Annotated in this window: 13 protein-coding genes and 1 tRNA gene; 13 read left to right on the top strand and 1 reads right to left on the bottom strand. The window is 60.4% G+C overall.

Going from position 1 to position 12,915, the window contains the following annotated elements; genetic code table 11:
* Positions 1–161 precede the first annotated feature (161 nt).
* Entirely contained in the window at positions 162–725 is a 564-nt protein-coding gene (locus PQR67_RS29325) for a hypothetical protein (RefSeq protein ID WP_408466335.1), read from the bottom strand.
* 190 nt (positions 726–915) lie between these two features.
* Between PQR67_RS29325 and PQR67_RS29320 the strand changes: the two genes are divergently transcribed.
* The 13 genes from PQR67_RS29320 (at position 916) to nuoF (ending at position 12,868) form a co-directional block, all read left to right on the top strand.
* On the top strand, positions 916–2,232 hold the full coding sequence (locus PQR67_RS29320) for a branched-chain amino acid ABC transporter substrate-binding protein (protein WP_408466334.1): 1,317 nt from the start codon (positions 916–918) through the stop codon (positions 2,230–2,232).
* Positions 2,233–2,430: 198 nt separating this feature from the next.
* Entirely contained in the window at positions 2,431–2,703 is a 273-nt protein-coding gene (rpsO, locus tag PQR67_RS29315; RefSeq protein WP_025496081.1) for a 30S ribosomal protein S15, read from the top strand.
* 339 nt (positions 2,704–3,042) lie between these two features.
* Positions 3,043–5,190 carry a polyribonucleotide nucleotidyltransferase gene (gene pnp, locus PQR67_RS29310; protein WP_408466333.1) on the top strand — a complete coding sequence of 716 codons (2,148 nt, stop codon included), beginning with the start codon at positions 3,043–3,045 and terminating at the stop codon, positions 5,188–5,190.
* A 210-nt stretch (positions 5,191–5,400) separates the two neighbouring features.
* On the top strand, positions 5,401–6,417 hold the full coding sequence (locus PQR67_RS29305) for an NAD(P)H-quinone oxidoreductase (RefSeq protein ID WP_408466332.1): 1,017 nt from the start codon (positions 5,401–5,403) through the stop codon (positions 6,415–6,417).
* Positions 6,418–6,537: 120 nt separating this feature from the next.
* Entirely contained in the window at positions 6,538–7,317 is a 780-nt protein-coding gene (tpiA, locus tag PQR67_RS29300; protein WP_408466331.1) for a triose-phosphate isomerase, read from the top strand.
* Positions 7,318–7,399: 82 nt separating this feature from the next.
* Positions 7,400–7,777, top strand: coding sequence for a preprotein translocase subunit SecG (secG, locus tag PQR67_RS29295; protein WP_120345680.1), 378 nt, complete (start codon positions 7,400–7,402; stop codon positions 7,775–7,777).
* A 113-nt stretch (positions 7,778–7,890) separates the two neighbouring features.
* Positions 7,891–7,975, top strand: a tRNA-Leu gene (locus PQR67_RS29290).
* Positions 7,976–8,136: 161 nt separating this feature from the next.
* On the top strand, positions 8,137–8,496 hold the full coding sequence (locus PQR67_RS29285; protein ID WP_025496704.1) for an NADH-quinone oxidoreductase subunit A: 360 nt from the start codon (positions 8,137–8,139) through the stop codon (positions 8,494–8,496).
* A 63-nt stretch (positions 8,497–8,559) separates the two neighbouring features.
* Positions 8,560–9,039: a NuoB/complex I 20 kDa subunit family protein gene (locus PQR67_RS29280; RefSeq protein WP_006052903.1), complete on the top strand. Its 480-nt coding sequence runs from the start codon at positions 8,560–8,562 to the stop codon at positions 9,037–9,039.
* A 21-nt stretch (positions 9,040–9,060) separates the two neighbouring features.
* Positions 9,061–9,663 (top strand): NADH-quinone oxidoreductase subunit C, encoded by a 603-nt coding sequence (locus PQR67_RS29275; RefSeq protein ID WP_408466330.1) that lies wholly within the window; start codon positions 9,061–9,063, stop codon positions 9,661–9,663.
* A 9-nt stretch (positions 9,664–9,672) separates the two neighbouring features.
* Positions 9,673–10,926 (top strand): NADH-quinone oxidoreductase subunit D, encoded by a 1,254-nt coding sequence (locus PQR67_RS29270; RefSeq protein ID WP_093639630.1) that lies wholly within the window; start codon positions 9,673–9,675, stop codon positions 10,924–10,926.
* A 131-nt stretch (positions 10,927–11,057) separates the two neighbouring features.
* Positions 11,058–11,543 carry an NADH-quinone oxidoreductase subunit NuoE gene (gene nuoE / locus PQR67_RS29265; protein WP_408466329.1) on the top strand — a complete coding sequence of 162 codons (486 nt, stop codon included), beginning with the start codon at positions 11,058–11,060 and terminating at the stop codon, positions 11,541–11,543.
* Positions 11,540–12,868, top strand: a complete 1,329-nt coding sequence (gene nuoF / locus PQR67_RS29260; RefSeq protein WP_408466328.1) for an NADH-quinone oxidoreductase subunit NuoF — start codon at positions 11,540–11,542, stop codon at positions 12,866–12,868. Before nuoE ends, nuoF begins: the two co-directional genes overlap by 4 nt.
* Positions 12,869–12,915 lie beyond the last annotated feature (47 nt).

Raw genomic sequence — 12,915 nt, 5'->3', positions numbered from 1 at the left:
GGAACGCGGGCAACGCCGAATCAATGCTTACGAATACCTTTCTATCAAAAAATAAATCCGCCGAGTACGAAATAAAATTCGCCGTCATGCGACATAAATAAAAAAAAGCCGCCTGAGGAGGCGGCTTCGCAGATTCATGCGCAACGGGTTCGGACGGTGACTCAGAACAGGCTGCGGCGATCCGGATCGTGCAGCGGATCAGGCGTTTTCTGCGTGAGCCGCACAATGCCCTGATCGTCGAAATAGAAGCTGTACATCATGTACCAGACGTTGTCTTCCAGATAGCGATACGTCCAGACCTCACGCTTCATCAACGGGAAGTACGACGTTTCGACCGGGCGGCCGAAATTTACCAGTACATCGCTCTTGGTCCACTTGCCGATTTCAGCCCGGTAGAACTCGTTGGGCTGCAGCACCTGGCGCACGGTGACGATCTTGCCGGATGCGTCGATGTCGGCGGCGGTCGTGGTTTCACCCATTGGCTGGGTTGGCCACATCAGCCGCTTGCCGCCGTTGGGCAGATCGTAGCTTTCACGCGGTGCGCCGAGACGGGCGACGATGGTCGATTCGTCCGCGCCTTGAGTGTATTGCTGCCAGGGTTGCACGCAGCCGGCGAGGGTAACCGTGAGCGCTAGCGCGCTCAGGCAGACGAGCGCGGCGCGGCGCAGGCGTGCTGCGGGCTGTGTTTCGATCGAGGCCGCCGTGAATGGGTGGCGGTTGAACATGAATTCCTCCGATGGCATTTGAGTAGCGGTTTTTATCATCGAGACGCATTATTTTGACACGGGCGGCAGCAAAAGATTTGCGCTTCGTGTGAGGCATTGCCGGAGGCACATTAACGAATTTGCCGGCTTGCTTATTCCGTCTGGAACGCCCTATGATCCGCGCTTCAACGAATCAAGCGGGGCAATCAAGATGGCGAAGTGGCAACGGGCGGCAGCAGCGGCAATCGTCGCGCTGGCGGCGATTTCGACGAGCGCGGCGTCTCACGCCGCGGCGGAGGCGGCGTCGGGTCCGGCAGGCAAGCCGGTAGACAAGCCCACGGGTACGCCGATCCAGCTGGCGCTGATCGAAGGGATGTCCGGCCCGTTCGCGAATGCGGGCGCGGCGGTGGAGCGTAATCTGCGCTTCGGCGTCGAGCAGGTGAATGCGCAAGGCGGCGTGAAGCTCGCCGACGGCGCGCATCCGCTCGAACTGGTGGTACTCGATAGCAAGGGCAGCGCGGAAGAAGCGTTGGTGCAACTGCGCGCCGCCGCTGACCGGCACATCGGTTACGTCATGCAGGGCAACAGCTCGGCGGTGGCGGCCGCGCTGATCGGCGCGATCGATAAGCAGAACAGCCGCGAACCGGGCAATCGTGAACTGTTCCTCAATTATTCCGCCGACGATCCCGCCCTGACCAACGCCAATTGCAGTTTCTGGCACTTCCGCTTCGACGCGCACGCGGGCATGCGCATGGACGCGCTGGTCGACGTGATCCAGCGCGACAAGGCGGTGAAGAAGGTTTATCTGCTGAACCAGGACTATAGCTTCGGTCACGATGTCAGCAGTCTCGCGCGTTCGGCGCTGGCCGCGAAACGGCCGGACATCGCGGTGGTGGGTGACGAATTTCATCCGATCGGCCGCGTGAAGGACTTCGCGCCGTACATTGCGAAGATCCGCGCGAGCGGCGCGGATGCGGTGATCACCGGCAACTGGGGCAACGATCTGACACTGCTCGTCAAAGCGGCGCGGGAGCAGGGGCTGGACACCCGGTTCTACACCTTCTACGGCAATAGCCTTGGCGCGCCGGCCGCGCTGGGCGATGCCGGCGTCAAACACGTGATCGCGGTGGCCGACTGGCACCCGAACGCCGGCGGGGCGGCCTCCGACGCGTGGTATGCGGCATTTCGCGTCCGTTTTCCGGCTACCCAGGACGATTACCCGGTGCTGCGCATGCCGTTGATGATCGAAACCCTTGCCGCCGCCATGAACCGCGCCAGCAGTGCCGACCCGACGGCTGTCGCGCGGGCTCTGGAGGGGATCAAGTTCGACAACGGCTTTCACGCCTCGTGGATGCGGGCCGACGACCATCAGCTGATCCAGCCCCTTTACGTCATGGAGATGGATAAAGCCGGCACGCCGGGCGTCAAGTTCGACAACGAAGGTTCAGGCTACGGTTTCCGCACGGTGCTGGCTTTGCCGTCCGAGCGCACGGCGCCGTCGACCGTATGCAAGATGAAGCGGCCGTAAAGCGGGCCTCGCGCCGACCCGGGCGGCCCATGATTCCGCCCGGTACAGCAGGGTTCGCGGCCGGATCGGGCTGTGCTACAATATGCGTCCCGTTGTGGGGCATGCTTGCAATGAGATTGCATGTATTGCACACGCGGGGGTAATCCACGGCACGGCCTTTCTTCCGTGACCGCCTGTCTAGTTCTCAAGGAAATCGACATGTCCGCAGTTGAAACAAGCAAGAAGTCCGACGTCGTTGCGCAATTCGCACGCGCAGCTAACGACACCGGCTCCCCCGAAGTTCAGGTCGCGCTGCTCACGACCCGTATCAACGAACTGACCGTTCACTTCAAGGCTCACACGAAAGATCACCACAGCCGCCGCGGTCTGCTGCGCATGGTGAGCCGCCGTCGTAAGCTGCTCGACTACCTGAAGGGTAAGGACGCGGATCGTTACCGCGCACTGATCGAGAAGCTTGGTCTGCGTAAGTAATCGGCCAGTCGTTCAGCAAGATGCCTGTGTCAGTTCCACTGATACAGGCATTTTGTTTTTGCACGGTGCGCTTCATGTGATGCGCACCGCCTGTTGGCCGCGGTGGCGTGACGATTCATGCGGCGACTAGCAGGAAAGCAGCAGTAAAAAAAGCAGCAAAAAGGCAGAAATACGGCCGGGCTTCAGGGCAGAGCTTTGTGTCATTCCAGCGGTTCGCGCGCGTACATCACGTAGAGCGTGGTTCTCTGGAATGGCATAACACTACTCTTCCCCTGTGGTGCCGGTCCTGGCGTTGCCGCGCCGCTTCTGGTCCGCGCGGCATAACGAAGAGGAAAAGCAATGACTATGTTCAATAAGATCGTCAAAGAATTTCAGTGGGGCCAACATAAGGTTCGCCTCGAAACGGGCGAAATCGCTCGTCAGGCAAGCGGCGCCGTGATCGTCGACATCGAAGACACCGTTGTGCTGGCTACCGTGGTCGGCGCCAAGACCGCCAAGCCGGGCCAGGACTTCTTCCCGCTGACCGTCGATTACCTCGAAAAGACCTACGCTGCAGGCAAGATCCCCGGTGGTTTCTTCCGCCGCGAAGGCCGTCCGTCGGAAGGCGAAACGCTGACCTCGCGCCTGATCGACCGTCCGCTGCGCCCGCTGTTCCCCGAAGGCTTCTACAACGAAGTTCAGGTCGTGATCCACGTCCTCTCGTTGAACCCCGAAATTCCCGCTGACATCCCCGCGCTGATCGGCGCGTCGGCGGCGCTCGCCGTGTCCGGTCTGCCGTTCAACGGCCCGGTCGGCGCAGCACGCGTGGCCTACATCAACAACGAATACGTGTTGAACCCGACGCGTCCGCAAATGAAGGAATCGGCCCTCGACCTGATCGTCGCCGGTACGGAACGCGCGGTGCTGATGGTGGAATCGGAAGCGCAGCAACTGAGCGAAGAAGTGATGCTCGGCGGCGTGGTGTTCGGCCACGAGCAAATGCAGATCGCGATCAACGCGATCCACGAACTGGTCGCCGAAGGCGGCAAGCCGGAGTGGGACTGGCAGCCGGCGGCGAAGAACGAGCCGCTGATCGCCCGCGTGACGGAACTGGCGCAAGCTAATCTGCTCGCTGCTTACCAGCTCCGCGACAAGCAGGCTCGCTCGGCCAAGCTGAAGGAAGTCTACGCAGCAACGTCGGCCAAACTGGAAGAAGAAGCAGCGGCAGCCGGCACGGTTGCTGCGGACAAGGCTACCGTTGGCAACGTGCTGTTCGACATCGAAGCGAAGATCGTCCGTACGCAGATCCTGAGCGGCGAGCCGCGTATCGACGGCCGCGACACGCGCACGGTGCGCCCGATCGAAATCCGTACCGGCGTGCTGCCGCGTACGCACGGCTCGGCGCTGTTCACGCGTGGCGAAACGCAGGCCATGGTGGTTGCAACGCTGGGTACGAAGGGCGACGAGCAGAACATCGACGCGCTCGAAGGCGAGTACCGCGAACGCTTCATGCTTCACTACAACATGCCTCCGTTCGCGACCGGCGAAACGGGCCGCGTCGGTTCGCCGAAGCGCCGTGAAATCGGTCACGGCCGCCTCGCCAAGCGCGCGCTGGCTGCGTGCCTGCCGAGCGCCGAAGAATTCGGCTACTCGATCCGCGTCGTGTCGGAAATCACCGAATCGAACGGTTCGTCGTCGATGGCTTCGGTGTGCGGCGGCTGTCTCGCACTGATGGACGCCGGCGTGCCGATGAAGGCGCACGTCGCCGGCATCGCGATGGGCCTGATCCTCGAAGGCAACAAGTTTGCTGTGCTGACCGACATCCTCGGCGACGAAGATCACCTCGGCGACATGGACTTCAAGGTGGCGGGTACCGAGCAAGGCGTGACCGCGCTGCAGATGGACATCAAGATCCAGGGCATCACCAAGGAAATCATGCAGGTCGCCCTCGCGCAAGCGAAGGAAGGCCGTATGCACATCCTCGGCAAGATGACCTCGGCTGTGTCGGGCGCGAATACGGTGCTGTCGGACTACGCACCGCGCATGATCACCATCAAGATCAATCCGGAAAAGATCCGCGACGTGATCGGCAAGGGTGGTTCGGTGATCCGCGCGCTGACCGAAGAAACCGGCACGACGATCGATATTTCGGACGACGGCGTCGTCACCATCGCCAGCACCAGCAGCGAAGGGATGGCCGAAGCGAAGAAGCGTATCGAGAACATCACGCTGGAAGTCGAAGTGGGCCAAGTGTACGAAGGTACCGTGCTCAAGCTGCTCGATTTCGGCGCGATCGTGAATATCTTGCCGGGCAAGGACGGTCTGTTGCACATCTCCGAAATCGCCAACGAGCGTATCAAGGACATCAACGACTACCTGAAGGACGGCCAGCAAGTGAAGGTCAAGGTCATTCAGACGGACGAAAAGGGCCGCGTGCGCCTGTCGGCCAAGGCGTTGCTGAACGACACCCCGAACGGCGCGCCGCAAGGCGAATCGACGCCGCAGTAATGCGGTAGAAGGGCGACGGCCGGCAGCGCGAATGCGTGCCGGCCGTTTTTCATGAAGGGTGCAGGGTGGATTGCGTTGCCGACAGGCACAAGCAGGCGCGGGCAGGTGCAAACCGGCACAAACGGGTACTCTGTCTGCGTGAGGCGTTTCGTCTCGGCTCAGACGATTTCCGATGGTAGGCAACGCAATCCAATCTTGGAGTTGACGCAGATGAAAGCGATCGAAATCACCGAATTCGGTGCGCCGGAAGTGCTCAAGCTGGCGGAGCGGCCCATGCCGCAGCCGAAAGCGGGCGAAGTGCTGATCAAGGTGGCGGCGTCAGGTATCAATCGTCCGGACGTGTTCCAGCGCAAAGGTGGCTATGCACCGCCGCCGGGTGCTTCGGATCTGCCGGGGCTGGAAGTGGCGGGCGAAATCGTCGGCGGGACCATCGACGAGAAGAACAATCCGTTCGGCCTGAAAGTGGGTGATCGCGTGTGCGCCCTGCTCGCTGGTGGTGGTTACGCGGAATACGCGACCGCGCCACTTTTGCAGTGCTTGCCGGTGCCCGCTGGCTTGTCGGACGTCGAGGCGGCTTCGCTGCCGGAAACATTCTTCACGGTGTGGAGCAATGTGTTCGACCGTGCGCAACTCGGCAAAGGCGAAGGCGCGCCGAACGAGACGCTGCTGGTGCAAGGCGGCTCGAGCGGCATCGGTGTGACGGCGATCCAGATCGCGCACGCGTTGGGTTTTCGCGTGTTCGCCACGGCCGGATCGGACGAAAAGTGCCGCGCGTGCGAAGCGCTCGGCGCCGAACGTGCGATCAACTACAAGACTGAGGATTTTGTCGAGGTCATCAAGTCGCTGACGAACGATCGTGGTGTCGACGTGATCCTCGACATGGTGGCGGGCAGCTATGTGCCCCGCGAGCTGACCGCACTGGCCGATGGTGGCCGCATCGTGCTGATCGCCTTGCTGGGCGGCGCGAAGGCGGAGCTGAATCTGAACGAAGTCCTGCGCCGCCGGTTGACGGTGACGGGGTCGACGTTGCGTCCGCGGCCAATCGAGTTCAAAGCGAAGATTGCCGCGCAATTGAAAGAGCATGTGTGGCCGCATCTCGAAGATGGCCGCATCAAGCCGGTGGTGCATCGTGTGTTTCCGGCCGGGCGAGCCGCTGAAGCACACGCGCTGATGGAAAGCAGCACGCACGTCGGCAAGATCGTGCTGACTTGGGGTCAGGACGCTTGACACGGTCGGTTTGACCCGATCCACCTCACGCAGTAAAATTGCGCGTTTTGCGCACGCCGCATGAATCCGAAAGGCGGGCATAGGCGCAAACCAAGTCCGCCGCCATTACAAGACGAGACGATGTCGAAACAACGAGCCAAGCTGGTAGTCGGTAACTGGAAGATGCACGGGCGCCTCGCCGAGAACGCAGCGCTGTTGCAGGCCGTGGCGCAAGGTGCGGGCCAATTGCCGGCCGAGGTGCGTGTCGGTGTGTGTGTACCGTGCCCTTATCTCGCGCAGACGCAATCGTTGCTGGAAGGCAGTCAGGTCGTGTGGGGCGCGCAGGATGTCTCTGCATTCACGCACGGGGCTTACACCGGCGAAGTTGCGGCGCAAATGGTCGTGGATTTTGGCGCCACGCTCGCGATTGTTGGTCACTCGGAGCGCCGTGCTTACCATCGTGAAAGCTCAGAGTTGGTTGCGGTGAAGACGCAGCGCGCACTTGAAGCGGGTTTGACCCCGATCGTGTGTGTCGGCGAAACGCTCGAAGAGCGTGAGGCCGGTTCGACGGAGCAGGTGGTCGGCGCGCAGCTGGATGAGGTGTTGGCGAAGCTGTCAGTGGATGACGCGGCACGCATCGTCGTTGCGTATGAGCCGGTTTGGGCGATCGGTACCGGAAAGAGCGCTACGTCGGACCAGGCGCAGGCAGTGCACGCTTTTCTGCGTTCCCGTCTGGCGGCAAAAGGTGCGGCGGTGGCGGACGTACCGCTGTTGTATGGCGGCAGTGTGAAGCCGGAGAATGCGGAAGAATTGTTCCGCGAGCCGGATATCGATGGCGGCCTGATCGGCGGCGCGTCGTTGAAAGACCAGGATTTCCTGGCGATCTGCAGGGCGGCGGCCGCGACAAGCGTCGCCGGTTAAGCAGGGCGCCTTGGCGAGGATGACCCAATCCCGCGCGGCACAATTTGTGTGGCGCGGTTAAATAAAGACTCAGGTGAGTGTGATGCTGTATTTGAAAACATTGATTATCGTCGTTCAGCTGTTGTCGGCACTTGGGGTCATTGGCCTCGTCTTGCTGCAACACGGCAAGGGCGCCGATATGGGTGCCGCTTTCGGTAGCGGCGCATCGGGCAGCCTGTTCGGCGCGACCGGTTCGGCCAACTTTTTGTCGCGTACCACGGCCGTGCTCGCAGCCGTGTTTTTTGTCACGACATTGACGCTCACCTACCTCGGTGCGTATCGCGCGAAACCGTCCGCAGGCTTGCTGGGCGCGGCTGTGACCGCACCGGTTGCGGCGTCTGCCGCGTCTGCACCGGTAGCTGGCTCGGCTGTGTTGCCGGCGTCGGCTGCGTCCGTCCCGGCAACCGATGTTCCGAAATAAATTTTTCGTTCAAAGTGCTTTTGTGCGTTGAACAAACTGTTTAGACCAGTTACAATCTAAGTCTTGAAGCGATTCGCGGGTTTTATAAGTTGTTTTCCCGGATTGCAATTAGTGCCGACGTGGTGAAATTGGTAGACACGCTATCTTGAGGGGGTAGTGGCGAAAGCTGTGCGAGTTCGAGTCTCGCCGTCGGCACCAAATGTTATCTAAATGCCAGCCGCTTGCTTCGCTTCGGCTGGCATTTTCACTTCTGGCGGGCGGCTTGCGTTGAGCTTGCGACGTGTGCATTGCCGAAGTGATTTCGCGTCAGGAGTGCTATGCTCTTGGCGGCATTCAGAACCAACCGATAGAGGATAGTCTTGAACCTCGCAGCCTATTTCCCCGTCTTGTTGTTCCTCATTGTGGGCACCGGTTTAGGCGTAGCACTGGTCAGCATCGGCAAGATCCTCGGTCCCAACAAGCCCGATACCGAGAAAAACGCACCATATGAGTGCGGCTTCGAAGCATTCGAAGATGCGCGCATGAAGTTCGATGTGCGTTACTACCTCGTCGCCATTCTCTTCATCATTTTCGACCTTGAGACCGCGTTCCTGTTTCCGTGGGGTGTAGCCCTGCGCGATATCGGCTGGACTGGCTTCATGGCGATGATGATTTTCCTGCTCGAATTCCTGCTGGGCTTCGCCTATATCTGGAAGAAGGGCGGCCTCGACTGGGAATGATGGATTAATCGCCGGTTTGCGTGGGTGGCCAAGGCTCGCCGCCCCGTCTGGAGTGGAAAGCAAATGAGTATTGAAGGGGTCTTGAAGGAAGGGTTTGTCACCACTACGGCAGACAAACTGATCAACTGGACGCGCACCGGCTCGTTGTGGCCGATGACGTTCGGTCTTGCGTGCTGCGCGGTCGAGATGATGCATGCGGGCGCTGCCCGTTATGACCTTGACCGTTTCGGCGTGGTGTTTCGTCCAAGTCCGCGTCAGTCGGACGTGATGATCGTCGCCGGCACGCTGTGCAACAAGATGGCGCCGGCTCTGCGCAAGGTCTACGACCAGATGGCCGAGCCGCGCTGGGTGATTTCGATGGGCTCGTGCGCGAACGGCGGCGGCTACTACCACTATTCCTATTCGGTAGTGCGTGGCTGTGATCGGATCGTGCCGGTCGACGTCTACGTGCCGGGTTGTCCGCCTACAGCGGAAGCGCTGGTGTACGGCGTGATCCAGTTGCAGGCCAAGATCCGTCGCACCAACACAATCGCCCGTCAATAAGGCCAACGCCTCCCCCACAATATGGCAAGCAAACTCGAGACCCTGAAAGCGAACCTCGAGGCGGCCTTCGGCGGCCTCCTGTTGAGTACCACCGAGGCAATCGGTGAGTTGACGATCGTCGTGAAGGCGAGCGACTACATCAATGTGGCAACGCGTCTGCGCGATGACCGCTCGCTCGGTTTCGAGCAGCTGGTCGATCTATGCGGCGTCGACTATCAGACCTACGCCGACGGCGGATATGACGGTCCGCGTTTTGCGGCCGTTCTGCATTTGTTATCGGTGCAGAACAACTGGCGTCTGCGTTTGCGCGTATTCGCGCCGGACGACGAAGTTCCGATCGTCGCGTCAGTCGTCGATATCTGGAGTTCGGCCAACTGGTACGAGCGCGAAGCATTCGATCTGTACGGCATCGTCTTCGAGGGTCACCCGGACCTGCGCCGCATCCTGACCGACTACGGTTTCATTGGTCACCCGTTCCGTAAAGATTTTCCTGTCTCCGGCTACGTCGAAATGCGTTACGACCCGGAAGAGAAGCGCGTCGTCTATCAGCCTGTGACGATCGAGCCGCGGGAAATCACGCCGCGCGTGATCCGCGAGGATCGCTATGGCGGTCTGAAACACTAAGAGAACGCCATGGCAGAGATCAAGAACTACACGCTCAACTTCGGCCCTCAGCATCCGGCCGCGCACGGTGTGCTGCGCCTCGTGCTCGAACTCGACGGCGAAGTCATCCAGCGCGCCGATCCGCACATCGGCCTGCTGCATCGCGCGACCGAAAAGCTCGCGGAAACCAAAACTTTCATTCAGTCCGTGCCGTATATGGACCGCCTCGACTACGTGTCGATGATGGTCAACGAACACGGCTACGTGATGGCGATCGAAAAGCTGCTCGGCATCGAAGTGCCGATTCGCGCGCAGTACATTCGCGTGATGTTCGACGAAGTTACGCGCGTGCTGAACCACCTGATGTGGATCGGCGCACATGCGCTGGACGTCGGCGCGATGGCGGTGTTCCTGTATGCGTTCCGTGAGCGCGAAGACCTGATGGACGTGTACGAAGCGGTGTCGGGCGCACGGATGCACGCGGCCTACTACCGTCCGGGTGGCGTGTACCGCGATCTGCCTGACGCAATGCCGCAATACAAAGCGTCGAAGATCCGCAATGCGAAGGCGTTGTCGAGGATGAACGAGAACCGTCAAGGTTCGCTGCTCGACTTCATCGACGATTTCTTCACGCGTTTCCCGAAGTGCGTTGACGAATACGAAACGCTGCTCACCGACAACCGGATCTGGAAGCAACGTCTGGTCGGTATCGGTGTGGTGAGCCCGGAGCGCGCGCTGAACCTCGGTATGACCGGCGCGATGCTGCGCGGTTCGGGTATCGAGTGGGATCTGCGCAAGAAGCAGCCGTACGAAGTTTACGACAAGCTGGATTTCGACATTCCGGTCGGCGTTAATGGCGATTGTTATGACCGTTATCTTGTTCGTGTCGAAGAAATGCGCCAGTCCACACGGATTGTGAAACAGTGCATTGAGTGGTTGCGTAAGAATCCGGGTCCGGTGATGGTCGACAATCACAAGGTTGCGCCGCCGTCGCGTGTCGGCATGAAGTCGAACATGGAAGATCTGATTCACCACTTCAAGCTCTTCACGGAAGGCTTCCATGTACCGGAAGGCGAGGCATACGCCGCCGTCGAACATCCGAAGGGCGAGTTCGGTATCTACCTGATCTCGGACGGCGCGAACAAGCCGTATCGCCTGAAGATCCGCGCGCCGGGTTACGCACACCTGTCCACGCTCGATGAAATGGCGCGTGGTCACATGATCGCCGACGCCGTGACGATCATCGGTACGCAAGACATCGTGTTCGGCGAAGTGGATCGCTAGGACGTATTCATCCGCGCGCGTCTTCAGGTTGCACCGAAGCGCGCGTCAAGCAAAGGAACGCCGGGTCTGTCGCAACATGCAACGCGCGACGGGTTTTCGTTCGGTAGGAATTGAAAGAGTCGTGTCTGAAAATGATCTCAGCTGAAGGCCTGAAAGAAATCGATCGTGCGATCGCGAAGTATCCCGCCGATCAGAAACAGTCCGCCGTGATGTCGGCGCTGGCTACTGCTCAGGAAGAGCATGGCTGGCTGTCGCCCGAACTCATGCAGTTCGTCGCGGACTATCTCGGCATGCCGGCGGTCGCCGTGCAGGAGGTGGCTACCTTCTACACGATGTACGAGACCTCGCCGGTCGGCAAGTACAAGATCACGCTCTGCACGAACCTGCCGTGCCAGCTCGGTCCGGACGGCGGCTCCGACAACGCGGCGGAATATCTGAAGCAGAAGCTCGGCATCGACTTCGGCGAAACCACGGCTGACGGCAAGTTCACCCTGAAAGAAGGTGAGTGCATGGGTTCGTGCGGCGACGCGCCGGTGATGCTGGTGAACAACCATCGCATGTGCAGCTTCATGAGCCGCGCGAAGATCGACCAGCTGCTCGAGGAACTTTCGAAATGACGTCTTTACACGATCGTCACATCAAACCGCTGATTCTCGCCGGCCTGAACGGCGACAACTGGCATCTCGAAGACTATGTGGCGCGCGGCGGTTACGCCCAGCTGCGCCGCATTCTCGAAGAAAAGATTCCGCCCGAGCAGGTGATTGCCGACGTCAAGGCGTCGGGTCTGCGCGGCCGTGGCGGTGCAGGTTTTCCGACCGGTCTGAAGTGGAGCTTCATGCCGCGTCAATTCCCGGGGCAGAAATACCTCGTCTGCAATTCGGACGAAGGCGAACCGGGCACGTTTAAAGACCGCGACATCCTGCGTTTCAATCCGCACTCGCTGATTGAAGGTATGGCCATCGGCGCGTACGCGATGGGCATCACGGTCGGCTACAACTATATCCACGGCGAAATCTGGGAAGTTTACAAGCGCTTTGAAGAAGCGTTGGACGAAGCCCGTCGCGCCGGGTTCCTCGGTGACAACATCATGGGTTCGGGCTTCTCGTTCGAACTGCATGCGCACCACGGTTACGGCGCCTACATCTGCGGTGAAGAAACCGCGCTGCTCGAATCGCTCGAAGGCAAGAAAGGCCAGCCGCGTTTCAAGCCGCCGTTCCCGGCGAGCTTCGGCGTGTATGGCAAGCCGACCACGATCAATAACACCGAGACGTTCGCAGCGGTTCCATTCCTGCTCGCGATCGGTCCGCAGAATTACCTCGAAATCGGCAAACCGAACAATGGCGGCACGAAGATTTTCTCGGTCGCTGGCGACGTCGAACGTCCTGGCAATTATGAAATTCCGCTTGGCACGCCGTTCGCGACGCTGATGGAATTGGCCGGTGGCATGCGGGGTGGCAAGAAGATCAAGGCCGTGATTCCTGGCGGCTCGTCGGCACCGGTGATCCCGGGCGACATGATGATGCAGACCGACATGGACTACGACTCGATCGCCAAGGCTGGCTCGATGCTCGGTTCCGGCGCCGTCATCGTGATGGACGAGACGCGTTGCATGGTGCGTTCGCTGTTGCGTCTGTCGTATTTCTATTACGAAGAGTCGTGCGGTCAGTGCACGCCGTGCCGCGAAGGCACCGGCTGGCTGTATCGCGTCGTGCATCGTATCGAACACGGGCAAGGCCGTCCGGAAGATCTGGACTTGCTGAACTCGGTTGCTGAAAACATCATGGGCCGCACGATTTGCGCGCTCGGCGATGCAGCGGCCATGCCGGTTCGCGGCATGCTCAAGCACTACTGGGATGAATTCGAATACCACGTCGCCCACAAGCATTGCCTCGTCGGCGGTCACGCCGGTGCGGCAGCGGCGTCAGAAACAGTGGCTGCCTGAGTACGCTAGTTAGCGCACCAGAACACGTCAACCGCGGGATTCATCGC

The sequence above is a fragment of the Paraburkholderia fungorum genome (assembly GCF_046026025.1).
In the GTDB taxonomy this organism is placed as follows: Bacteria; Pseudomonadota; Gammaproteobacteria; order Burkholderiales; family Burkholderiaceae; genus Paraburkholderia; species Paraburkholderia fungorum_E.
Note: the sequence above shows the minus strand (reverse complement) of the source record. Positions and strands in the feature narration are given on the sequence as shown.